This window comes from Paenibacillus sp. N3/727, assembly GCF_022637315.1.
GTDB lineage: Bacteria > Bacillota > Bacilli > Paenibacillales > Paenibacillaceae > Paenibacillus_AQ > Paenibacillus_AQ uliginis.
Window position 1 is genome coordinate 1,698,494 of sequence record NZ_CP093336.1, and the last position, 24,429, is coordinate 1,722,922.

21 protein-coding genes and 1 riboswitch are annotated in these 24,429 nt (G+C 46.6%); of the genes, 18 read left to right on the forward strand and 3 right to left on the reverse strand.

Annotation, left to right across the window (positions count from 1 at the left end; all coding sequences use genetic code 11):
- Positions 1-2 precede the first annotated feature (2 nt).
- Positions 3-1,586: a stage V sporulation protein B gene (spoVB, locus tag MNQ98_RS07615; protein WP_241932635.1), complete on the reverse strand. Its 1,584-nt coding sequence runs from the start codon at positions 1,584-1,586 to the stop codon at positions 3-5.
- A gap of 176 nt (positions 1,587-1,762) precedes the next feature.
- On the opposite strand from spoVB, the gene MNQ98_RS07620 reads away from it, so the two are divergent.
- The 6 genes from MNQ98_RS07620 (at position 1,763) to MNQ98_RS07645 (ending at position 8,408) form a co-directional block, all read left to right on the forward strand.
- Positions 1,763-2,020: a post-transcriptional regulator gene (locus tag MNQ98_RS07620; protein ID WP_241932636.1), complete on the forward strand. Its 258-nt coding sequence runs from the start codon at positions 1,763-1,765 to the stop codon at positions 2,018-2,020.
- Between the two features lie 135 nt (positions 2,021-2,155).
- On the forward strand, positions 2,156-3,406 hold the full coding sequence (gene secD, locus MNQ98_RS07625) for a protein translocase subunit SecD (RefSeq protein WP_241932637.1): 1,251 nt from the start codon (positions 2,156-2,158) through the stop codon (positions 3,404-3,406).
- On the forward strand, positions 3,396-4,304 hold the full coding sequence (secF, locus tag MNQ98_RS07630; protein WP_241932638.1) for a protein translocase subunit SecF: 909 nt from the start codon (positions 3,396-3,398) through the stop codon (positions 4,302-4,304). The genes secD and secF overlap by 11 nt, the downstream gene beginning before the upstream one ends.
- A 132-nt stretch (positions 4,305-4,436) precedes the next feature.
- Positions 4,437-5,399 (forward strand): cation diffusion facilitator family transporter, encoded by a 963-nt coding sequence (locus MNQ98_RS07635; RefSeq protein ID WP_241932639.1) that lies wholly within the window; start codon positions 4,437-4,439, stop codon positions 5,397-5,399.
- A 58-nt stretch (positions 5,400-5,457) separates the two neighbouring features.
- Positions 5,458-7,860 (forward strand): single-stranded-DNA-specific exonuclease RecJ, encoded by a 2,403-nt coding sequence (recJ, locus tag MNQ98_RS07640; protein WP_241932640.1) that lies wholly within the window; start codon positions 5,458-5,460, stop codon positions 7,858-7,860.
- Between the two features lie 32 nt (positions 7,861-7,892).
- Entirely contained in the window at positions 7,893-8,408 is a 516-nt protein-coding gene (locus tag MNQ98_RS07645; protein ID WP_241932641.1) for an adenine phosphoribosyltransferase, read from the forward strand.
- Positions 8,409-8,550: 142 nt separating this feature from the next.
- On the opposite strand, the gene uraA is transcribed toward MNQ98_RS07645, so the two are convergent.
- Positions 8,551-9,870, reverse strand: coding sequence for a uracil permease (uraA, locus tag MNQ98_RS07650; RefSeq protein ID WP_241932642.1), 1,320 nt, complete (start codon positions 9,868-9,870; stop codon positions 8,551-8,553).
- Positions 9,871-10,202: 332 nt separating this feature from the next.
- On the opposite strand from uraA, the gene MNQ98_RS07655 reads away from it, so the two are divergent.
- The 4 genes from MNQ98_RS07655 to MNQ98_RS07670 all read left to right on the forward strand — a co-directional run bounded on the left by MNQ98_RS07655 (position 10,203) and on the right by MNQ98_RS07670 (position 13,884).
- Entirely contained in the window at positions 10,203-12,380 is a 2,178-nt protein-coding gene (locus MNQ98_RS07655; protein ID WP_241932643.1) for a RelA/SpoT family protein, read from the forward strand.
- A 116-nt stretch (positions 12,381-12,496) separates the two neighbouring features.
- Complete coding sequence (dtd, locus tag MNQ98_RS07660) at positions 12,497-12,940, forward strand: D-aminoacyl-tRNA deacylase (protein WP_241932644.1); 444 nt, start codon at positions 12,497-12,499, stop codon at positions 12,938-12,940.
- 99 nt (positions 12,941-13,039) lie between these two features.
- Complete coding sequence (locus MNQ98_RS07665) at positions 13,040-13,204, forward strand: hypothetical protein (protein ID WP_241932645.1); 165 nt, start codon at positions 13,040-13,042, stop codon at positions 13,202-13,204.
- A 242-nt stretch (positions 13,205-13,446) separates the two neighbouring features.
- Positions 13,447-13,884 (forward strand): hypothetical protein, encoded by a 438-nt coding sequence (locus tag MNQ98_RS07670; RefSeq protein WP_241932646.1) that lies wholly within the window; start codon positions 13,447-13,449, stop codon positions 13,882-13,884.
- 488 nt (positions 13,885-14,372) lie between these two features.
- Here the strand turns inward: MNQ98_RS07670 and MNQ98_RS07675 are convergent, their stop codons facing one another.
- The gene (locus tag MNQ98_RS07675) at positions 14,373-14,642 is read right to left on the reverse strand and encodes a hypothetical protein (RefSeq protein WP_241932647.1); all 270 of its coding nucleotides are present in this window, start codon (positions 14,640-14,642) and stop codon (positions 14,373-14,375) included.
- A gap of 184 nt (positions 14,643-14,826) precedes the next feature.
- Between MNQ98_RS07675 and hisS the strand changes: the two genes are divergently transcribed.
- The 8 genes from hisS to MNQ98_RS07715 all read left to right on the forward strand — a co-directional run bounded on the left by hisS (position 14,827) and on the right by MNQ98_RS07715 (position 24,057).
- A complete protein-coding gene (gene hisS / locus MNQ98_RS07680) occupies positions 14,827-16,080 on the forward strand; it encodes a histidine--tRNA ligase (protein ID WP_241932648.1) in 1,254 nt (417 codons plus the stop codon).
- A gap of 46 nt (positions 16,081-16,126) precedes the next feature.
- A complete protein-coding gene (aspS, locus tag MNQ98_RS07685) occupies positions 16,127-17,905 on the forward strand; it encodes an aspartate--tRNA ligase (RefSeq protein ID WP_241932649.1) in 1,779 nt (592 codons plus the stop codon).
- Positions 17,906-17,976: 71 nt separating this feature from the next.
- Entirely contained in the window at positions 17,977-18,729 is a 753-nt protein-coding gene (locus tag MNQ98_RS07690; protein ID WP_208915259.1) for a tRNA threonylcarbamoyladenosine dehydratase, read from the forward strand.
- A gap of 202 nt (positions 18,730-18,931) precedes the next feature.
- Positions 18,932-21,115, forward strand: coding sequence for a HelD family protein (locus tag MNQ98_RS07695; protein WP_241932650.1), 2,184 nt, complete (start codon positions 18,932-18,934; stop codon positions 21,113-21,115).
- Positions 21,116-21,339: 224 nt separating this feature from the next.
- Positions 21,340-22,647, forward strand: a complete 1,308-nt coding sequence (locus MNQ98_RS07700) for a replication-associated recombination protein A (RefSeq protein ID WP_241933868.1) — start codon at positions 21,340-21,342, stop codon at positions 22,645-22,647.
- Positions 22,648-22,725: 78 nt separating this feature from the next.
- Complete coding sequence (gene crcB / locus MNQ98_RS07705) at positions 22,726-23,127, forward strand: fluoride efflux transporter CrcB (RefSeq protein ID WP_241932651.1); 402 nt, start codon at positions 22,726-22,728, stop codon at positions 23,125-23,127.
- Positions 23,124-23,477: a fluoride efflux transporter CrcB gene (crcB, locus tag MNQ98_RS07710; RefSeq protein ID WP_241932652.1), complete on the forward strand. Its 354-nt coding sequence runs from the start codon at positions 23,124-23,126 to the stop codon at positions 23,475-23,477. The genes crcB (MNQ98_RS07705) and crcB (MNQ98_RS07710) overlap by 4 nt, the downstream gene beginning before the upstream one ends.
- Before the next feature lie 43 nt (positions 23,478-23,520).
- Positions 23,521-24,057, forward strand: coding sequence for a PCYCGC domain-containing protein (locus tag MNQ98_RS07715; protein WP_241932653.1), 537 nt, complete (start codon positions 23,521-23,523; stop codon positions 24,055-24,057).
- 110 nt (positions 24,058-24,167) lie between these two features.
- Positions 24,168-24,348: riboswitch (cobalamin riboswitch) on the forward strand.
- The last annotated feature ends 81 nt before the right edge of the window (positions 24,349-24,429 follow it).

Sequence of the window (24,429 nt, forward strand, 5' to 3'; positions counted from 1 at the left end):
CATTATCGGTTAAACCATTTACCGATTACCGGTATCCGTACCAAGTCCCGGAATGTTACGAGCTTCATCATGAAAACCACGATAAGATACAAGATCACTCCTGCAGCCGCGGCAGAAAAAAACTGAAGCCATGGTAATCCGGTAAAGGGAAGATGACGATATCCGAACAATATACCGGCTCCCATAATGAGCATAACAATTGCTGTTTTAATGATGTCGAGCAGCTTGAATCGAAACCCGATCAACCTGGATACACTGTATCCATGAAGTACCGTTACAGCAATACTGTTTACGATGATGGCAATAACTGCACCTTTGATGCCGAACTCAGGATTAGAGGATAAATACAGGATGAGCCCCAATTTGATTAAAGCACCGATCAAAGTGTTCATCAAAGCTCTGCCCGGTCGATCCAGCGCCTGCAGCGCAGCCTGGAGCGGAGCCTGTACATAGAGAAACAGTGCAAAAGGAGCCATAATCTTGAGCATGATACTGATTTCTGCATTGTCATACAGCAGCAAACAGAGGGGTTCGGCCAAAATGTACATGATGACGGCAAAAGGTGCTCCCGTCACAAGAGCCAGACGAAGTGCCTGATTCATCCGTTTATGAATGGTTGCCCGGTCTTTTCTGGCCGCTGCCTCTGAAAGGGAAGGGACAAGAGCAACGGCAAGTGACATCGTAATCGCCCCAGGCAGCAGCAAGAGTGGGATGACCATTCCTTGTAGAGCTCCATATTGGGCCGTTGCTACGGATGTAGCTATGCCAGCTAGCGCCAAACTTCGAGCTGTAATAATGGATTCCATTAAATAGGAAATGGACCCAACCATTTTCCCGCCAGTGACTGGAATGGCAATGCCAAGCATGCGTTTAAGGATGTTACGGTTCTGGGGTGGAGTATGAAGATGGTGTTGCTCATCGGTGTTTGAATTTTGAACTGCGTTTGGTCTGCGTCGTTCATCTCGTGCATACTGCCAAAGTAGGACAAACATGCCGAGAAGTTCCCCGACAGCGGTTCCAAGCATGGCTCCTGCAGCTCCGTATGCCAATCCCTTCGGCATCAATATATAAGCAAACCAGAGCATACACACGATCCTGGCAATCGTTTCAATGATGGATGATGCTGCAGACGGAATCATATTCTGCTTTCCTTGAAAATATCCGCGGTAAACAGCCGAAACAGCTACAATGATCATCATTGGAGTCATACTGACAAAAGTTTGGTAGACCCGTTCATCAGGCAGAATTACACTTGTAACCCATGGAGCCAGCAGGAGACTAATGAACATAAATAGAGTTCCGACTATCACGGTTAGAGCCAGACTGGTCCGTAGTATGTGCTTGGAGTAGTCGCTCTTTCCGGCACCTTCTGCCTCAGCCACCATTTTTGCAATGGCAAGAGGGACTCCGCCCGTGATGATTGTGACGAGAACGATAAAAAATGGGTAGCCGAGTTGGTAAATACCGACACCCTCCGGTCCGATGATCCGAGGAAGGGCAATTCGAGGAATAAATCCGAGAAGCCGGTTAATAATTCCAGCCGTCAATAGAATCATGGTACCTTTAATAAATGATTGTTTGTTCAATGTTCATCCCACTCCCTGGTAAAAAAGAATCCTAAACTCTGCCCTATTGATATGGATATGCCCTACCTGTCCCATCTGATGCTTTACTTTTTTTGATAACCATGGTACGAAAAGAAGGGAAATGATATTTTCAGTCGAATGTAAAGCTAAAGACAACGGGGAGGAGGCGACAAAACATGGGAATGGAATCAATGAGTGAGGAAGAATTGGCCAGCATGATTGACATGATCTGTTCCAGCAAGGCTGAGGAGTTCCGTATGATCGGATACGAGTACGTGACTGCTGACGATGTCTGGAATTGTGTAAGCAGCAAATACAAGAAGCAGGGCATGCCTTCTCTTCATAAACTGGTAAATGATGTTCTGTCATTGAAAGCGACCAGTCTCATGAACTATATGACAATATCAGCATATAAGGGATCTTCTTTCGACTAACGAAGGATGATCTCTTTTTGTTTTGGAAATCTTCGGTTATTTTCACGAAGTCGACAATTAATGATAAATTGACGGGATTTTGAGGCATGGCTATAATAGGAATATTGAGAAATAGAAAGGGGAACTAGGGACGGCATGAAGAGAATTATCAGTTTCATCGTTACCGTACTCGTGGTCACCGGTATCATGGTTGTAACGAGCCCAGGATTAATAAAAGACGTTCGTTTAGGTTTGGATCTTAAGGGCGGCTTTGAAATCTTGTATGAGGCACAGCCACTGATAGAAGGTCAGCAGGTGACAAAAGAAGCCCTGCAAGAGACCGCTAAGAGTTTACAAAAACGCGCAGACGCATTGGGAACGACTGAACCGGAGGTAACACCGGAAGGGACTAACCGAATTCGTCTGAAGGTCGCAGGCGTAACTGACGAGGCAGAGGTCCGCAAGACGATGAAAGAACCAGCGAACCTTACGTTCCGTAGTAACGACGGTTGTAAAGAGGGAGAAGAGTTTTGTAAAATTGAGCTTCGGGGTAACGATTTTGTAGAAAACGGAGCCTCTGTGGTCTATGATAGCTTGAATCAGCCTATGATCGACATCAAGGTAAGAGATAAAGCTCAATTTGCTGAAATCACAGAACGTCTTCTCGGACAAGAACTTGCTATCTTTATGGATGACGAGCTGCTGTCTGCTCCGACGGTACGGAATGTATTAACAGACGGCTCTGCACAAATTACCGGCTCGTACTCGATTGATGAAGCCAAAAAAATTCGCGATACCATTAACCTTGGCGCACTTCCGCTGAAACTAACGGAGAAATACTCTCAAAGCGTAGGCGCTACATTGGGAATGGAATCTCTTACTAAAACCTTAGAAGCGGGGTTAATTGCTTCTGCGTTAATCCTGGTCTTTATGATTGGTATGTATCGTATTCCAGGTTTGCTTGCCAGCTTTGCGCTTATTTTGCATACTTGGCTCCTTATTTTGATTTTCGTTTTTGCTAATTTTACACTAACGTTGCCTGGTATTGCCGCATTTATTCTGGGTATCGGGATGGCAGTTGACGCCAACATCATCACTTACGAACGTATCCGTGAAGAAATGCGCAGCGGTAAGAGTATCGCATCATCCGTCAAAGTGGGTGGTAAATCCTCATTCCGTACTATTATGGATTCCAACGTAACGACAATTATCGTTGCAGCGGTTATGTTTGGATTTGGTACAGGCGCTGTCAAAGGATTTGCGCTTGTGCTTATCATGGAGATTATCGTGAGTATTGCCACGAACGTATACTTCTCCCGTTTCTTGCTCAATCTGCTAGTTAAGATCGGTTGGGCTAGCAAACCGAAGCATTTTGGCGTAAAGGAGAGTGACATACGTGCGCTTTAAAAATTTTGACTATGTAGGTGCCAGCCGGTATTTCTATACATTCTCCATTATTCTTACCATTGCCGGCGCGATTTGCCTTGCTTCGCTTGGTCTGGATTACGGTGTTGACTTCCGTTCCGGCTCTAATGTGGATATTACTACATCCAAGACGCTTACTGTGGAACAACTCGAACCCATTTTGAAGGAAGCGGGCATTGAAGAAGAGGCAAGCATTACACCGGGTAACGATCGGGTGAATATCCGATTCAGTCAGGTACTGACTGAGTCTCAGGATTTAGCTTTGAAGGCTGGTATTCAAAAACTGGACAAGTCAGCGTCAATGGAGGTAAATACGGTTGATCCTGAGATGGCGAAAGAATTAGGGCTAAATGCAGTTTATGCAGTGCTCCTGTCTTGTGTCGGGATCATCATTTATGTAAGTATCCGCTTCGAATGGCGTTTTGCCATTGCTGCGATCATAGCACTATTGCATGACGCCTTTGTCGTTATCAGTTTGTTCTCGATTTTCCGCTTGGAAGTGAATATAACTTTCATCATCGCTATTTTGACGATCATCGGTTATTCCATTAACGATACGATCGTTATATTTGACCGGATCCGTGAAAATATGCGTTTTGCTAAGCTCAAAAAGCATTCCGATCTTGTTGAACTGGTCAACCGGAGCTTGTCTCAAACGATTGCCCGCTCCTTGTATACTGCGCTGTCGGTATTTATTGCGGCGTTCTTCATGCTCATACTTGGCGGCGAGTCAATACAGATGTTCTCACTGGCTATCGTTATCGGTCTGCTGTTCGGTGCGTATTCCTCGATCTTTATTGCAAGCCCGCTGTGGCTGCTGCTGAAGGGTAAAAATGTCGGAAAACCTAAAGCCCCGAAACCATCAAAAGCAGATATCTAAGATTGGCGGTAAGGAATATGTGTTAAAAGGTCAGTTAACATTTATTAAAAATGAAAGCCGCGTCGTAGGCGACGCGGCTTTCTAAGTTATCGGTGTATGGCTGCTATAGAGCATATCTGAGGGGGGCCTCATGTGAATAACGAACGCTTGTCTCATACAGATACAGCTGTTTGGACCGGAATTATAAGTGATTTTGCTGTGGCTATTGGAAAAGGAGCTGCCGGGTATTTCTCTGGAAGCAGAGCTCTTATGGGTGATGCACTGCATTCAGCGGCTAACGCAGCCACATTGCTTGCGGACCGTCTACCTTGGTTTGGAGGACGGAAGCTATCTAAAGGTAATGGGATGAGGTCTTCGGGACAACAGGCTGAACCTTTTATCTCTATCTTATTTTCGGTAATCATATTAATGAGCGGACTTCAAATTGCCGTCTCTGCCTTAAAGGATCTCTCATCTGGAACACCGGAGGCTCCGGGTCGGTTGGCACTTATAGCTGTATTAGTATCGCTCGCTGTGAATCAGGCTGTTTTTCAATACCAGTATCGTCAGTCCAAGAAAAACAATGACCGCCGGTTTGAAGTCCACTCTGAAAACTATCGATTCGGTTTATACTCTTCGTTAACTGTCCTGATCAGCGTGTTCCTCACGATGGCAGGAGCATATTTTGAAATGCAGGCTCTGTTATATATGGATTCCATAGCAGCACTTATCGTATCAGGGTTAGTGCTCAGGAAGGGTTATATTCTTATTGTTCGTTCGGTGTATGGTACTTTGCCGGAGGAACCTCGTCACGAGAAGTGCGCCGATTATCTCGATACTATACAGCGCGTCCATGGCGTCATCACAATCGAAGATTTAAAGGTGCAGGAGCATGGACAAGTGCGTCAGATAAGCCTCGATGTGAAGGTCAGTGTGAATCCGCGTATAACCGTCTGGGAAGCTCATGAGATTGCGGACAGGATTCGAAAGCTGCTGCTGCACCGATTTATACATGTTACGGAAGCGAACGTGAGTGTAGTTCCTTACGAGCCTGGCTATCCATACAAATCGAATTATGATTTGATGGACAACGATCTGCCGACATTACCACAGTAATTGTACATCAGGACAAACTGGCAAAGCGGTATGGAAGCAGGAAGAAAGGTGAACTATTGTGCTGTATTCCAAATATGAATGGCGAACGCTTTCGGCTGATGCAGAGATATCCGGGCAGCTCGCAAAAGAACTGTCGGTCTCTCCGCTGATAGCCTCTTTAATGGCGGCCAGAGGAATCACCTCTCCAGAGGATGGGGAGCTGTTTTTAAACGGAACGTTTGATCTCACACATGATCCGTTTCTAATGCTCGGCATGAACGAAGCGGTCCCTCGAATCCGCAAAGCGCTGGAAGACAAAGAGCATATATTAATTTACGGGGATTATGATGCAGATGGTGTATCCAGCACCTCGCTTATGATTTATTTAATGCGACATCTGGGTGCCTCATATGATATTTATATACCTCATCGTTCCAACGAGGGTTACGGACTTCACAATCATGCGCTCGATTGGGCACATCAACAGGGTGTAAGTCTTGTAATCACTGTAGATACAGGAATAAGTGCGGTTGAACAAATAGCTTATGCGAATGAGCTTGGTATGGATGTCATTGTAACCGACCATCATGAGCCACCTGAGCAGCTTCCTGATGCTTACGCGCTTATCAATCCGAAAATACCGGCCTGTCCTTATCCCTTTAAGGGTTTAGCTGGTGTAGGTGTTGCTTACAAGTTAGCACAGGCTCTTGTTGGAGCTCCTCCACAGGAATGGCTTGAAATTGTAGCTATTGGGACGATCGCAGATCTTATGCCACTGGAAGGTGAGAATCGTATACTGGTTAAAAACGGACTTTTGTCGATGAGACGGACCCGATACGCTGGTATACGAGCTCTTCTTGAGGTCGGTGGGGTAAATGTGGATCAGGTAACTGCCGTTAATGTGGCATTTGCCATGGCACCAAGAATTAATGCTAGCGGTCGACTCGATCATGCTGGAAGAGCCGTAACCCTTTTAACGACAGTTCATCAGGATGAAGCTGAGCGGCTCGCATGGGAACTGGATGCTCTGAATAAGAACCGCCAGCAGGTCGTGGAGCAGATTGTACAGGAATCGATGGATATGATTCAAAGACGCTGGGGGTATGATCAGCTACCTCCGGTCATTGTTCTGGCCGGTGAAGGTTGGAATGTCGGTGTGGTGGGCATTGTAGCTTCCAAAATACTAGAGCGCTTTTACAGACCGGTTGTTATACTTGGAATCGACCCGGATACCGGTAATTGTAAGGGGTCAGCTCGCTCTATTCCAGGATTTGATATCTACGAAGCGCTAAGCTCCTGTAAGGACGTTATGCATCACTTTGGCGGACACCCAGCTGCAGCAGGAATGAGCCTTCACATGGATAGACTGGCTGAATTCGAAGAAGGTCTATGTTCATTTGCGGATGTCGTGTTAAGGGAAGAACACTTTATCCCAGTTTATCATGCAGATCTGGAGTGCTCTATTGCCGATGTTCCGCTTAAGGTCATTGATGAGCTCGAGATGCTTGGACCTTTTGGTATGTCCAATGCGGTGCCGAAAATGATCTTTCGTGGTATGGAAGTGATGGAAGTACGTAAATTGGGCAAAGAGAACAAACATTTAAAGCTACGTTTTCAACAGAACGGTGACCGGCTGGATGCTGTCGCATTTGGATTAGGCCATCTGGCGGATGTGCTCCCGGAAGGGACGAAGGTAGACGTGTTGGGAGAGCTTTCGGTGAATGAATGGAATGGCAGCCGGAAGCCACAGCTGATGATACAGGACATGAGTGTGCCTTATCAGCAGGTGTTTGACTACCGCGGTATGAAAGAGCCTATAATCGAGCTGAAGCGGTGGAGAGAGATTTTAGAGCCTCATTTAAACTGCTCTGCAGCCCGTTCGGCTGTCGTATTTGCACAAGATTCACATGATGCTATAAAAAGTCATTTGTATGATATGTCCCTTTGGGTATATGATAGGAATGCTGGCATTTTGCCGATGAATCCAGTCGCGGAAAAAGGCGGCTGTGAGTCAATTTCTGTGTTGTTTGTGTTGGACGTACCGGAGTCACCGGGACAGCTTGATTCTTTGTTGTCATCGTTCCGCTCCGTGCCTAATATATTTTTGCTGCATCCGATCCGTAGCAAGCGAGATCAACTGCAAATACCGACTCGGGATCAGTTTAAAAAGCTGTATGTCATGCTTGCCGGTCTAGGCTCAAAGCCGATGTCCGAAAACGAAGTAATCACTCGGATGAACAGACAGTCAGCACTTTCTCAGCGGATGCTTTTGAAAGTGCTGGATGTGTTCGAGGAACTGGTGTTCATTGAGCGTTCCCAAGGTATGATTACTTTTGTAACGAAGCCGGATAAAAAACCGCTTGATGCTTCCCGTCATTTTAGGGAACTGAGTGAATTAGCAGAGATGGAGCAGCATTTGCTGCACGCAAGCACCGCGCAATTAACCCATTGGATGATGGCCCGTTCAAAAGGTGCATCGTAAATGACAGTCATCTGACTTAGGAGGAGATTTATTTGGATCATAAAGATTATATTCGCGTTATTCCGGATTTCCCGCAGCCGGGAATCAGCTTTAAAGACATTACAACACTGCTTAAGAATGGTGAGGCCTATCGGAGTTCAATCAATGAATTGAAAAAGATGGTGGAACATCTTAAGATCGACGTTATCGCTGGTCCAGAGGCACGCGGTTTCGTAGTAGGAGCCCCGCTTGCTTACGCGTTGGGTGTAGGTTTTACACCGATCCGCAAGAGCGGCAAGCTGCCTTACGAAACGATTGAAGTAGGGTATGACCTTGAGTACGGAAAAGATAAACTGGCTATGCATACCGATGCCATTGAAAAAGGACAGAATGTTCTTATTGCCGATGATCTGCTTGCTACAGGTGGAACGATTGCGACCTCAGTAAACCTGGTTCGTCAACTGGGCGGCAATGTTGTTGGAGCGGCGTTTATGATTGAGCTTACAGAGCTTAACGGTCGTGATAAATTGCAAGGGATAGATGTATTTACACTTATGCATTACGAATAAGCACCATCACATTTCAAGGGATTTTCCCGGGAAATAATAACAAAGTCTTACAAGAAACGAAGAGGCATCCCAGGTCAATGGACTTTTTGGGACGCCTCTTTTGTATTGTTACACCAGTACATGCAAGTTTAAGAACTATTGATTAATCTTGGGTTTTTTCAACAATAGGTTGCTCGTCCACCTTTTCATTGGAGAGCCCCGAAATTTCAAACAATTTAAACAAGATAGCCAGGACCATACCCACAAGTGTAGCAAGTGCCATCCCTTTAAGCTCTACGTTACCAAATTTCAATGTGATACCACTAATTCCGACAACCAAAACGAGTGTGGCCAGGATCATATTGCTTGCTTTGGAGAAGTCGACACGCTCTTCAACAAATATACGTAGACCTGAGGCTGCGATTACACCGAACAGAAGCATCGACACGCCCCCCATAACCGGTCTTGGTATGTTAGCGATAACAGCAGAGAATGTACCCGAGAAAGACAGAAAAATAGCGATCACGGCTGCTCCGCCAATAACGCGTACGGAGTAAACCTTAGTCAGCGCCATAACGCCGATATTCTCACCATAGGTTGTATTCGGTGTTGATCCAACAAAGCCGGATAGAATAGTGGAAATACCGTTTCCGAGAAGAGAACGGTGAAGTCCGGGATCCTTGGATAGATCTTTGCCAACGATGTTGCTTGTTACGAGCAGGTGACCAATATGCTCAACGATTACGACGATTGAAACCGGGATAATCGTGAGAATAGCGGCCAAATCCCACTCCGGAGTTATGATCGTTGGTTTGGAGAAAAAGCTTGCTCCTGTAATTTTTTCGGTTTCAACGATACCCATTGCAAAAGAAAGTGCATAACCTGTAACGATACCGATCAGGATATGGATGATCTTCGGGAAACCACGGAACAGAATAGAGCCGAAAACAGTAACACCTAGTGTTACAAGGGAGATGGTGATAGTGGTCGGGTCCATAGACCAAGTTGCGGCTTCAATTGGATCGCTTGGAGGAAGAAATCCAGACATATCAGCTGCGACCGGAACGAGTTCCAGACCGATCATAGCAATGATTGCACCCATTACAGCTGGCGGGAATACAAAGTCAATCCAGCGGGTGCCAGCAAATTTAATGATCAGGGCAATTAGGCAAAAGATAACACCAGTAACGATGAACGCCCCTAGCGCTTTCCCATAGTTCTCGCCTGGGTTGTCTTGGAGTACAAGAGCGACCGGTGCGAGGAAGGCAAAGCTGGAACCCAGATAAGCAGGGATCTTCCCTTTACATAACAGAATATAAAGCAGGGTACCGATTCCGTTCATCAGCAGGATCATTCCTGGATCCACACCGAAAATATTCGGCACAAGCACGGTGCTCCCAAACATGGCGAACAAATGCTGCAAACTTAGCAGGAACCCCGGGCCAAACGGAATTTTCTCATTCACTTGAATTTCGCGTTGCAAACTAATTCACTCCTCAAGGACTTTTTAATCATTACATACCGTTCTTTCATGATCTTTAATAGATTAAATACAATCGATTTTTTTTTCAACTACATTTTTTTTCGATTCGTCAAAAAATACAGCACCTTACAATATTGTCGAAGTATGCTACTGAATATGATTGAAATTAACCATGAACCTTGATGTTAAAGCACATTGACCATGCGCGCAGTGTTGACGTGAACCGCCGTAAGCGTCATAATAATAGAAATAACATTCGATGAGGGAACCTGCACGTTTTGACAAAGGGCGGGTTTTATTTTATATACGAAAGGAAAGAGAAAGGACTCAGAATGGGCATAGAGCGATTACTCGAAAAGGCTGGCGCCTATATTAAAGAACCCGATCTTCTCCGCATTCAGGAAGCATATGAATTTGCGGAGCAAGCCCATCATGGACAGGTGCGGAAATCGGGAGAACCTTATATTCTTCATCCGCTCGCGGTAGCCGACATCGTTGTTAACATGCAAATGGACACGTTGTCTATTATTGCTGCGCTGCTGCACGATGTCGTTGAGGATACAACTGTTTCCTTGGAACAGATCCGCGAGAAGTTCAGCGATACATGCGCCATGCTGGTAGATGGATTAACGAAGCTGGAACGTATTAAGTTTGGTTCTAAGGAAGAACAGCAGAACGAAAACTATCGTAAAATGTTCATTGCGATGGCCAGGGATATCCGTGTTATCGTTATAAAGTTGGCAGATCGTCTTCATAATATGAGAACACTGAAGTACCAATCTGAGGAAAGCCAGCGGCGTATTTCACATGAAACGCTTGAGATTTTTTGTCCTATTGCCCACCGTCTCGGTATTTCAGCGATCAAATGGGAGATGGAGGATATAGCGCTCCGTTATCTGAACCCGCAGCAATATTACCGCATTGCCAATCTGATGCATAAGAAACGTGCGGAGCGGGAGCAGTACATTGATAACGTTATTGACCGGATCCAGGAAAAGTTGGACGAGATGGGTATTCAGGCCGATCTGTCCGGCAGACCCAAGCACATTTATAGTGTTTTTAACAAAATGTCTGTTAAAAACAAGCAGTTTAACGAGATTTATGATCTTCTTGCCATCCGGATTATTGTAGATAACATTAAGGATTGTTATGCGACGTTAGGCATCATTCACACGTTGTGGAAGCCCATGCCGGGGCGGTTTAAAGATTACATTGCTATGCCGAAGGCGAATATGTATCAGTCACTGCATACAACGGTAGTGGGACCGAATGGGGAACCAACTGAGGTACAAATACGCACTGTTGATATGCACCGCACGGCGGAATACGGTATTGCGGCCCACTGGGCGTACAAGGAAGGCTCTGGCGGAGCAGGTAATTTTGATAATAAAATGACCTTTTTCCGTGAGATTCTGGAGCTACAGCACGAAGCGAAAGATGCTTCGGAATTTGTAGAATCGCTTAAAATGGACTTTTTCTCGGACTTGGTATTTGTGTTCACTCCAAAAGGCGAGGTTATCGAGCTTCCTGCGGGATCCGTTCCGCTTGATTTCGCTTACCGGATTCATACAGAGGTTGGTAACCGGACGATCGGAGCTAAGGTGAACGGGCGGATCGTTCCGCTGGATCACCAATTAAAGACCGGGGACATCATCGAGATTCTGACTTCGAAACATTCCTACGGTCCGAGCCAGGACTGGCTGAAAATAGCTCAATCTTCCCACGCGAGAAGTAAGATCAAGCAGTGGTTTAAGAAAGAAAAGCGGGAAGAGAACGTGGAGAAAGGCCGAGACATGCTGGAGCGGGAATTGAAGCGTCTCGGTGTTGAAGTTTCTGAGTGGATGAGTGACGACAAACTGATTGAGGTTGCCAAGAAGTTTGCTTTTAATGATATTGAGGATATGCTGTCGGCCGTTGGCTTCGCAGGAATTACAGCAGCCCAGATTTGTACCCGCCTGACCGAAAAGCTTCGCAAGGAGCAGGAGGAAGCAAATTTTCTGGAGCTAACGTCCGAGATGAAAGAAATCAAGGCTCCACCGGAGAAACGGAGCCGTCCGACCAACGGTGTTCGGGTTAAGGGGATCGATAATCTGCTGGTTCGTTTTGCACGGTGCTGCAATCCGGTTCCAGGAGATGATATTGTCGGTTATGTTACCCGCGGCCGCGGTGTCTCCGTGCACCGATCGGATTGTGCGAACCTGCCTGCAATCGGTGATGGTGAGGAAGCTGCGCGTGTTATTGAGGTTGAATGGGAATCGACCGTAGAAGCCAATTATAGTGTTGATATTGAGGTGACTGGTCACGATCGTAATGGATTGCTCAATGAAGTGCTTCAGGCCGTATCGGAGAGCAAGACGAATATTTCGGCTGTAACAGGTCGATCGGACAAAAATAAGATGGCCATGATCCACATGACCATTCTGATTCGCAACACGGACCATCTTCATTCGGTAGTTGAGCGAATTAAACGTGTGAAGGATGTCTATACTGTTCACCGTATTATGCAGTGAATTGATGTATTGAGGTGAAGCGTCGTACGGCCGCATTGCCGTACTTAAATATGTACGCGGTTTGGCTTCCCTGTAAGGGAGGCTGGCCGCGATTTTTTATTAAGGGGATTGATCTCATGAAAGTTGTTATTCAAAGATGCAAGAATGCACAAGTTACAGTGAATGAAGAGGTTGTAGGCCGCATTGGCGAGGGGCTTATGGTACTGGTTGGAGTAACACATGAGGATGAAGAGAAAGACGTCAAATATTTGGCGGATAAAGTGGCTGGACTGAGGATTTTTGAAGACGAGCATGAGAAAATGAATTTCAGCGTGCAGGATATCAGTGGAGCGATTTTATCCGTCTCCCAATTCACTCTCTACGGAGACAGCCGTAAAGGGAAGCGACCGAATTTCATGGCGGCGGCTAAACCGGACAAGGCTGAAATGCTATATGAGGCTTTCAACCGGGAACTGGCGGCAAAGGGGCTTCAGGTGGAGACCGGTGTGTTTGGGGCGATGATGGACGTTTCTTTGACCAATTGGGGTCCTGTTACCATAATTATCGATAGCCGTAATTAATTTGTGTTTGTTATGTGAAGACGCATAGGTTAAAGAAATCTGGACATGCTGTGAAACAGAGATGTTTTGCCGGAATCACAGCATAAAGGAGTTTTAACAATGCGACAATCCCCTAAATCCGCCGGATGGAGTTCTTTGTCATTATTGGCCTCTGGTGCTGCACGAGAGACAGAGAGCATAAATCGTTCCGTTGTGCTCCCAGCAGATCCGATTTGGAAGATGGACGTAAAAGCCAGTGATCGGATATTTCTGCCGAGAACGTAGAAGAACGGACTTTACTATTATAATTACTTAAAGCTGCCAACTTGGCGGCTTTTTTGTTGTTGCCTCTATGTAGGATTAAAAACACTGTTATAAAAAATGCACAACAGGGTAATAAGAAAACGAGGACGTAAGTGAAAGGAGACTTATTCGATCTGTTTGCTGTGATGATTTCATAACGGGTTTGAGTTGTGTTCATGCAATGTCGGCTTTTCAAAATGGCTTGAAAAAAAGGAGGAATGGACATGTCTAAACAAATTCAAGCATATTTCAGAACTGAGGATGAAGCGGAAGGTGCAAGAATGACGCTTATAACTTACAAAACCGAAAATCTGGAAGTCGGACAGCTTCAGGAGGCGGTAGGTAGAGGTACCAACATTTTGGTGCCGCTAGTGCCTTTGAATGCGGCAGGTTTGGGCGGTTCCACTACTGGAACGGGATCGGTCGGCGGTGTGGCTGGAACCGCGGGTGCGATAGTAGGTACGCGCGATGTTACTGATCTCGAGCGGTCGGAGGATGCTCCTGCCTCTGACTTTGATGAGTGGGTGGATGCAGCGGACTTAATCGATGCGGATTACAGGGAATTAAAGTATGTGTTGTCGGCCAAGGTTAGTGATACGGACTATGAGGATATTGTTCGGATGCTTCGGTCTAACCATGCGTATATTGAGCGGTTTGACTAATTAAAAAGATATCGCTTTCACACTTGTAATATAACTGTAATGTTTGTATCATGTTTCTTTAATATAAGCTGTTTATAATAACAGCATGACCCCCTTTTTTATATATGTTTTGGACCTACAACATCGGTTTGTAGGTCTTTTTCTTTTTTACGAGGGGATTTCGTTAAGTTTTTTTTCTTGACTTTAATGCGGCGGTTCATTACAATCTAAAAATATAATGTTTTGGATATATTAATAGTGCGTGTTCAAAAAGGTCGGTTTTCAGCACCGAAGCATATGCTTCCGATGTGCGTTTTTTCAAAACGCTTGAGTTGGATGAAGCTAGGGACTGAGGAGCGGAGCTGCACGTTTTCGTAGAAAACGTCTTCGGAAGCATCAGCTGTTTTGGGTACGTGAGCACCTAAGATGTTTCCGGAGGAAACATACTTCGTAAGCATTTGCTTAGGACCGGCTGAATTCAAGATTCGATGCCGAGCCCACTTCCTGATTCACTTCGTGATCAAAAGCGGACTTTTTGAACAACCTCTAATACTGATTCGATGACGGGACCAAGTACTCCATCCCCACATGACCAGAGAGGAATCCCCTTGGCTGTAAGGATTCCCTTGATGAGTGGACGAATGACCTCCTCGAGAACAGACGGCGAATGACATACCGGTTGCACCGGTGAATGTTTCCAGTAGCTGTTCTGCGCAGCCGAGCGTTATCCGGTTGAAAGCGGAGTAATCCATACAGTAATTTTTGACATTACTGTTCATGTTGGATGATCCGGAATGTGGGTGGCACCACGGGAGATTTCAGTTTATGACAATCCCTCGTCCCAGTTGTTAATACAACAGCTGGAACGAGGGGTTTTTTAGTTTTTCCAAGAGAAATTACATAGATCAGTCGGGAACGTCTACCTTGATGGAATCGGTCCCGGACTAATTGGAGGGATGAACGATGGCAAATATCAGATTTGAGAAACCGACAGGTACACAGGATTTCTTGCCGGGCACGGTCGAGAAATGGCAGTTTGTTGAGGATAAGGCCAGAGATTTATGCCGCCGCTACAACTACCGAGAAATACGTACGCCAATCTTCGAGCAGACGGAGCTGTTTGAGCGTGGAGTTGGTGAGACGACGGATATTGTCGAAAAAGAAATGTACACGTTTATGGACAAGGGTGACCGCAGCATGACACTTCGTCCAGAGGGAACAGCCGGTGTAGTCCGAGCATACGTGCAAAACAAATTGTACGGTGAGCCTGATGTTACCAAGCTGTATTACATCGCTCCGATGTTCCGTTATGAGCGCCCTCAGGCAGGCCGCTACCGTCAGTTCCACCAGTTCGGTGTTGAAGTGTTCGGAACGGCTGATCCTGCTGTGGATGCGGAAGTTATTGCATTAGGGTACTCATTTACGAAAGAACTGGGTCTGCAGGGTGTAAAGGTGGAGATTAATTCGGTCGGAACCCCAGAAGTGCGGGCAGCTTATCGTGATACTCTGCTTTCCTTCCTTACGCCGATGAGAGACAACTTGTGTTCAGACTGTCAGTCCCGGATGGAACGGAACCCGTTGCGTGTATTGGACTGCAAGAAGGACCAGGATAAGTTCGCTGGAGCGCCGTCGATTCTGGATAGTCTGGATGAAGAGTGCAGCACTCATTTTGAAAAGGTAAGAGAATATCTGGATGCCATGGGCGTTGAGTATGAGATTAATCCACGTCTTGTCCGTGGCCTGGATTACTACACACATACGGCATTCGAATTCAAAGCTCAAGGCATTGGAGCTATCGATACCGTAGGTGGTGGTGGCCGGTTTAACGGCTTGGTAGGGGAAATCGGTGGACCGGATCAGCCGGGAATCGGCTTTGGCATCGGGATGGAGCGGATTTTGCTTATACTTGAAAATCAGAAGATTGAGCTAGAAGCCGTAAAGCCGCTCGATGTGTATCTTGTAGCATTGGGTGATGCAGCAGAACAGGAAGTAACGAAGATTACTTACAAACTGCGCAGCGTAGGCTTCTCTGCAGAACGTGATTACCTCGGCCGTAAGATGAAAGCACAGATGAAGTCAGCTGACCGTCTACAGGCTCGTTATACAGCGATCCTTGGTGATGACGAGTTGTCCCGCGGTGAAATTGCTCTGAAATCGATGGAAACCGGCGAACAGCGTACCGTAAAGCTGGATGAATTGCATAAGGAATTAAGTTAGCCTGCCGTATTCGGCTTAATTATAAATAAAGGGGTATGATGAAACCATGAAAAGGACACATCATTGCGGTCAATTAACGACCGCCAACATTGGAGAAACTGTGACGTTAAACGGCTGGGTACAGACCCGTCGTGACTTGGGAGGCGTACTCTTCATCGATCTTCGCGACCGCAGCGGAATTATGCAGGTTGTATTCAATCCGGATTTCTCCGGTGACGCACTGGCTGTTGCGGACAAGGTCCGTAGTGAATATGTACTGGCCGTATCCGGTAAAATCGTGAAACGTGCTGCTGAAACCGTAAACCCTAACCTTCCTACAGGGGAGATTGAAGTTCAGGTTACCGAAATTGAAGTATTAAACGCAGCAAAAACACCTCCGTTCTTCATCGAAGACGGCGTGGAAGTTGATGAGCAGCTTCGCTTGAAGTATCGCTATCTGGATTTGCGCCGTCCTGAAATGCAGCAGACATTGATGCTTCGATCAAAAGCGTCTAAAATATTCCGTGATTTTCTTGACGAAGAAGGCTTTGTTGATGTCGAAACACCGATTCTTACAAAAAGCTCACCGGAAGGCGCACGTGATTACCTGGTGCCAAGCCGCGTGCATGCAGGCGAGTTCTTTGCACTACCGCAATCCCCGCAACTTTACAAACAGCTGCTCATGGTAAGTGGCGTTGAGCGTTATTACCAGATTGCACGCTGCTTCCGTGACGAAGACCTTCGTGCTGACCGTCAGCCTGAATTTACACAGGTCGACATTGAGACCTCGTTCATGGAACGTGACGACCTGCTGAACATGATGGAGCAGCTGATGGTTCGTCTGTTTAAGGAAACTATAGGAGTTGAGCTGGCAACACCGTTCCAGCGTATCAGCTACGCTGACGCTATGGGTAAATACGGTTCAGACAAGCCGGACCTCCGTTTTGGCCTTGAACTGATCGAGATGAATGATATCGTAGCTTCCAGCGGTGTAAAAGTGTTTGCTTCCGTCATTGAAAAAGGCGGAGAAGTGAAATGTTTGAACGCCAAAGGATGCGGTACTTGGACTCGTAAAGAAATCGATGATCTGGGTCCATATGCCGCACGTTACGGAGCTAAAGGCCTTGCTTGGATTCAAGTGAAGGAAGGCGAATTTAAAGGCCCTATCGTGAAGTTCTTTAGCGAGCAGGAGATTGAAGCGATCAAAGAACGTACTGGAGCAGAAGAGGGTGACCTGCTGCTGTTCTCCGCCGATACCAAAAAAGTTGTGGCTGATGTGCTTGGCGCACTTCGTCTCAAAATCGGACGCCAGCTCGGCTTGATCAACGACAATGAGTTCAAGTTTGCATGGGTTCTGGACTTCCCGCTCTTGAGTTATGATGAAGATCAAAAGCGTTATGTGGCGGAGCATCATCCGTTCACCCGTCCAAAGGATGAAGATCTGGAGTTAATGGACACAGACCCGCTTGCAGTTCGCGCACAAGCTTATGACATTGTATTGAACGGTTATGAAGTGGGCGGCGGCTCCATGCGTATTTATAAGCGGGATATTCAAGAAAAAATGTTCGCTGCGCTGGGCTTGTCTCCTGAGGTAGCCAATGAGAAGTTCGGCTACTTGCTGGACGCTTTCGAATATGGTACTCCACCGCATGGCGGAATCGCATTCGGTTTAGACCGTTTGGTTATGCTTCTGGCAGGACGCACGAACCTGCGCGAGACGATTGCATTCCCGAAAACAGCAAGCGCTACGGATCTTCTTATGGATTCTCCTTCCATGGTGGATGGAGGACAGTTGGAACAGCTCCATATCAAGCTTGCGAAAAAACCGGGTGAAGATAAGAAGTAATGAATTTCAGATCATTATTGGGGGAAACGGCTGCATTCCAGCCGTTTCTTGCCTGTTAGGAGGTTGTTAATATGCTGCATCAGTTTTCCCGGACAGAACTGGCAATCGGGCCTGAAGGCCTTGAGGTTATGAAAAATAGTACAGTAGCGGTACTCGGTATTGGCGGGGTCGGCTCTATTGCAGTAGAGGCCCTTGCTCGCACCGGGGTCGGCCGTATTATTCTGATCGATAAAGATGTTGTTGATATTACAAATATTAATCGTCAGATTCATGCGTTGACAACAACGGTCGGTCAGAAAAAGGCGGATCTGATGGTAGAACGGGTGAAGTTAATCAATCCAGAATGTGAAGCGATTGCACTTAATATGTTTTACACCGATGAAACCTATGAAGAATTGTTTAAATATGATCTGGATTATGTGATCGATGCATCGGACACGATTATATATAAAATCCATCTGATCAAGGAATGTCTGAAGCGCGGTATTCCGATGATCTCCAGCATGGGGGCCGCCAACAAAATGGATCCGACCAAGTTTCAAGTTGCTGATATATCCAAAACATCAATGGATCCGATTGCCCGGGTCATCCGGACAAAGCTGCGGAAGGAAGGCATTAAGAAGGGTGTTAAGGTTGTATTTTCCCTTGAAGAGCCGATGAAGCCCCGGCAGGATGTCACAGATAAAATTGTGCCGGAGAACGCTCCGGAAATCCGAAAGGCTAAACAGCCTCCGGCAAGTAATGCATTTGTGCCTCCGGTGGCGGGCCTCATTATGGTCAGTGTTACAGTTAAAGAGCTTCTTGAAAAGGCAGGACTATCTTAATAAATGAGGTTTTGACTTAAATTAGAATGGACGCAGTCCGCTGTAGAAGCGGATTCTGCGTCTTTTTCTCATTCAATATTAACTGCCGCCTGAATGGTCTGTAGTATATTGATACGAGTTGTGCTACAATGAATATCCTTTTGTGTCACGGATGCCCTAAACGGCGGCGATACGAAAAATATTTCTTAGGAGGTAACTGAAATTGACGGACTCTTTTCAAAGTGCCTATCAAGAAGAAGAGCTGATACTAAATGAAGCGATTGCCGAGATTGACAAACAGCTTGAGCGACTGCAAAGCATTCCGGTGTATACCGGGCATGATTTCACAGAGCAGGTACTCGAAGCAGGGCGTGAAGATCGACGTCAGTCTTTAAAGAAAAGCCAGCCTGAGCCTTATTTTGGCCGGCTTGACTTTCAGGAGAATGGTAAAGAGGAGCAAGCCCCGCTCTATATCGGTAAGGTCGGATTTGACCGGGAGGAAGCCAGTGAGCATCCGATGGTTATAGATTGGCGAGCACCTGTTGCTAGCCTGTTCTATTCATTTACAGGTGGCAGTGATCCGGCTTCCTATGAAGCGCCTGAAGGTCTGGTCGAAGGCTTGGTGTACTTGAAACGAAATGTTGTTATCCGCAAGCAAATTCTGGAGCGTGTATCCGATACATACAACCGTGAAAGCGGGGGTCCCGCCGTGTCGGACGAATTTCTCGTCTACCGCCTTGGTGAAAACAAGGATAACCGGCTTAGGGATATCGTATCTACGATTCAGGCCGAGCAGGACAAAATTATCCGCGCAGCCAAGAACACGGCCCTGATCATCCAAGGGGTAGCAGGTAGCGGAAAGACAACTGTGGCGCTGCACCGTTTGGCCTTTTTGCTGTATCAGTATAAGGAACAGGTGTCGGCGGAGAAGATGATTATTTTTGCTCCGAACCATATGTTCCTGGACTACATATCCGATGTGCTTCCTGAGCTCGGTGTGGGTGATATTCAGCAGCGGACGTTTGCTGATTGGGCATCCGAACTTCTGGATGTAAGCATGACGCCTAGTGATGCATCGGAAACACTTGCCTTCTGGTTCGAGACAGAAATGGGGCAGGGAACACCAGATATTAATGATGACGTCCGTGGTCGTTATAAAGGCTCTCTTAGACTGATGAATCTGATTGAACGCTGTGTTGAACAGCTTGAACAATCTGCGCTGCCAGAGGGAGACTTTTCGCCATGGGATGGAGCTGTCCTGCGTCGTGAAACGATAGCTGAGTGGTTCAACGAAGAGTATAAACCGTATCCTCTTGCCAAGCGGAAAGAACGGGTCCTTGCCCGGCTGCACCGATGGGTAGAGATGGAACTGAAAAAGTCGCCTTCTCAGGCCGTTATGAAGGAGCGAAAGAAAAAAGCTGCCGGGCGGGAAAAATCCTATGGAAGCAAGTGGCCGAAATTCGAACCACTAGTGCTGTATAAGCAGTTATTTGGCGCTGCCAAAATAAACGGACTGTGGTCTGAGGAGTTTGAGTCAGAAATTCCGAGGGAAGTGTTGAACTCCACCCGTAAAGATCTGAAGAAAAACGTAGTTCGGGAAGAGGATCTTACACCGCTGCTTTATTTCCATTGTTTGATGAATGAAATTACGGGTGAACAGAGATTTGACCATATCGTCATTGATGAAGCACAGGATTTCTCTCCGTTCCAGGTTGCACTTCTGGATCGCTTCGTAAGGGGGCATTCCTTTACGATATTAGGAGATCTGTCGCAGGGTATCCATGCCTACCGGGGCGTTCATGCCTGGGAAGAGATGAGTACATTATTTGAACCCGAGAGCAGAGCCTACTTTGCATTAACGCGAAGTTATCGGTCTACGATGGAGATTATAGAATTTGCAAATGGCATACTGGAAAAAGGTGTGGGGAGTGATCTGCTTGCCGTGCCTGTCTTCCGAAGTGGAGATGCTGTACGGCTTGTACGCTATAATGGGGCGGCAGACAGAGAAAAGGATCTCCGCCGCGCACTGCGTCATCTCCTCTCGAAGGGGAACTACCGGACCGTTTCGATCTTGACGCGTACACTCCGGGAAGCGAAGGAGCTCCACGAGTTGCTCGCGGCTGAGTGGCCTGAGCTTCATTTGATAGATGGAAGCAAACAAACCTATCAGGGCGGTATATCTGTGCTTCCGGTATATCTCTCCAAAGGACTCGAATTTGATGCCGTCATCGTTGCCGACGCGGACAGCGCTCACTATGCGGAAAAAGCATGGGATGCCAAGCTCATGTATGTTGGCTGTACGCGTGCATTGCATGAGTTATGGCTTCTGCATGGGGAACAACTTCCTTCTTATGTCGTGCCAGAACAACCTGAGATCGCATCTCAGGGATGGCCGGATGGTGTCTAACAGTTAGGTTTAGCTACCTAAAGTAAATATGTTTTGCTGCGCTATATAAAGGAATCTGGGGTATAAACACCACAGGTTCCTTTTTGTTGATCAGACCGAGTTGTTGATAGAATCGCCTTTCTGTGCAAAGCGATAAATCGTAAGTGAATGAAAGATTGTGATATGATAAGAAAAGCAGATTACGAATCATGACAGCGTTATGATTCAAACAAGGAAGTGTAATGATGGATTTATTCTCTTTCGGTCATGAAGAGGATCGCGATTCCCGGCTACTTGCTGACCGGATGCGTCCTTCCAACCTGGATGAATATATTGGACAAGATCATATTGTAGGGCCGGGTAAGCTGCTTCGGCGTGCAATTGAAGCGGATCAGGTATCTTCTATTTTACTGTATGGTCCACCCGGCTGCGGCAAAACAACGCTTGCTCATATCATTTCGAAGCATACCCAAGGGTCATTCGTACGGCTTAATGCAGTAGAAGCTTCTGTTAAGGATGTACGTGAAGTGATTGAGCAGGCGCAAAGCAACAAATCATTGTATGGAACAAAAACCATTCTGTTTCTGGATGAGGTACATCGGTTCAACAGCTCCCGTCAGGACGCGCTTCTACCCGCGGTTGAAAAGGGGACAATCATCTTTATTGGTGCCACTACGGAAAATCCGTTTCATTATGTGAATGGGGCTCTTATGAGCCGCTCAACCTTGTTTCAGCTGCAGTCGCTGAATAAGGAACATTCCTGCATTGCTATGAAGCGTGCGCTCCAGGATAAGGATCGAGGGCTTGGATTTATGCAACTTCAAGTGGATGAAGAGGCACTGGATCATATCGCTTCCATGGCGAACGGTGATATCCGCCGGGCCTTGAATGCCCTGGAATTGGCAGCAATGACGACACCTCCCCAATCGGATGGCACAGTTCATATTACACTCGAAGTTGCAGAGGAATCAATCCGGCGTCCAACTGTCCGGGCTGATGAATCAACCCAATATGACGTCTTGTCGGCTTTCCACAAAAGTATTCGCGGGTCCAGTGATGCTGCACTCTTCTGGTTTTTGTACGCCGTGGAGAAGCTTGGTATGGATCCGATGGTGTTCATTCGCCGTCTGATTGCGGCCAGCAGTGAGGATATCGGGCTTGCTAATCCGCAGGCGATGGTACAAGCTGTTAGTGCACTAGAAGCTTACCGTAACAATGGTTGGCCTGAGGCCAAACTGAACATTGCGCAAGCGATTCTTTTTGCTGTGGAGAGCCCGAAATCCAATGCTGTTTACACCGCTATATCACGCGCTATGTCCGCCATGGAGGAGTTTAAATCGGCTGAGGTGCCGCTCCATTTACGCGATACTCATTATCAAGGTGCAGCCAAACTGGGACATGCGGGATACAAATATCCTCATGACTATCCTGGACATTATGTGAAGCAGGATTATTTACCGAAAGAGCTTGCACGTCGGGTGTTTTATCAGGCGACAGAGCAGGGCAATGAGGCTAAAATATCCCATAACCAGCGTTTGCGCAGAGACGAGTAAAAGAATTCGAAACACTTGATTCATTGAATACAGTTCATGTTGTACATCTTGAATGTTATGGTAAGGAAGGGAAATCGTATGGGAAAGAACCTGCTCTTTGTGGGTGCGGGAGGGTTCGGTGGCACATTACTCCGCTATGGTCTGGATGAGATAATACCTGCTCCACTAAACGGCTTTCCGGCAGCTATCCTGTTCATCAACCTGGCGGGATGCCTGTTTCTAGGCTGGTTTTTGACTTACTGCTTATCTTCCACACATATTTCAACACAGGTTCGTCTGCTCATCGGCACCGGGTTTACGGGGGCGTTTACGACATTTTCAACCTTTACAGTGGATACAGTCAGGTTAATCGGTAATGGTCAGAACGCAGTCGCCGTGATCTATGTAGTCATAAGTGTTGTTGGCGGTCTGCTCATGTCCTGTATCGGTGTTTGGCTGGGACGGAAGATGTCTTCAAAGCAAGAAGGTGCGGCAGTGTGATTTTGTGGATAGGATTAGGCGGGATTGCCGGAGCGGTTTCCCGTTATTGCGTTGGTGTTTGGCTTGGAAAAAAAGCACAGGGGACATTCCCGTGGGCTACGCTTCTCGTAAATTTGGTCGGTTCCATCATACTTGGATTTCTTGCAGGTTATGCAGACCATCTGTCTGAAGCCGTTTACAGAATGCTCGGTACCGGCTTTTGCGGCGCGTTTACCACATTTTCAACCTTTGGTTATGAAGCGGTCACCTTGGCAGGAAACAAGCAATACATACAAGCATTCTTATATGTGCTCATATCGGTTATGCTGGGTCTTGCAGGGGCATGGACAGGACTCTATATAGCGGCTTAGAAATGAATCAATAAAGGGATTTTGTGGCCATTTTGGGGAGGAAATGAGTATGTACAAACGTAAATTTGCAGTATTGGTGCTGTCTGCAGGTCTGGTACTGGGTGGTTGCGGTGCTGAGAAGGCACAAGAGCCTGCAGAGAGTAAGCAAGGAGCTGAAACGGTTCACGAACATGGTTCACAAAACAAGCTTGCTAATGGAGATCTTCAAGAAGTTACAGCGTCTGCGAAGGAGCTGCCAACGTTCTTGGACGGTAAAAGCGATGAGATGCGTACGATATATGCACTCGCAGCTCAGGAAAAAGATGTGCTTACCTGGATTCCATGCTACTGCGGCTGCGGTGAAAGTGCAGGGCACAAGAGTAATCTGAACTGTTTCATCAATGAGGTTAAAGAAGACGGCAGCATTGTGTGGGATGATCACGGCACACGATGTGGTGTTTGTCTGGAAATCGCAGTAGAATCAGCCAAGATGGACAGTGAAGGAAAAAGTTTGACTGAAATCCGCAACACGATCGATGAAAAATATAAGACAGGTTACGCGAAACCGACCCCTACACCAATGCCGACAGAAGCGAATTAATTTCCTGTAATCTATCGATGCCATATGGTGCACGCCCCCTCCGGAAGTTTCCACCTGTGATTAATGTTACAGTTAAAATCTATATGTTGTTATATTGTTTGATGTAACAACTACATATAGTGCTTGATGGTAGATCGGATATGTCCGGTCTTAAAAGGGAATCCGGTGAAAATCCGGAGCGGTCCCGCCACTGTAACAGCTTCTCAAGGAGAACAAACCAACCAATCCATCCGGTTTTCTCCGCCAGTTTGTGAACTGAAGCCAGATACCTGCCATTAAGACAACACGGTGTGCCTACGGTTGATAGGGAAGTGTTTCGAATGAAGGGTTGTCTGGTCCGTTTCTATTTGACTGGATTAAACGGTTCTTTAT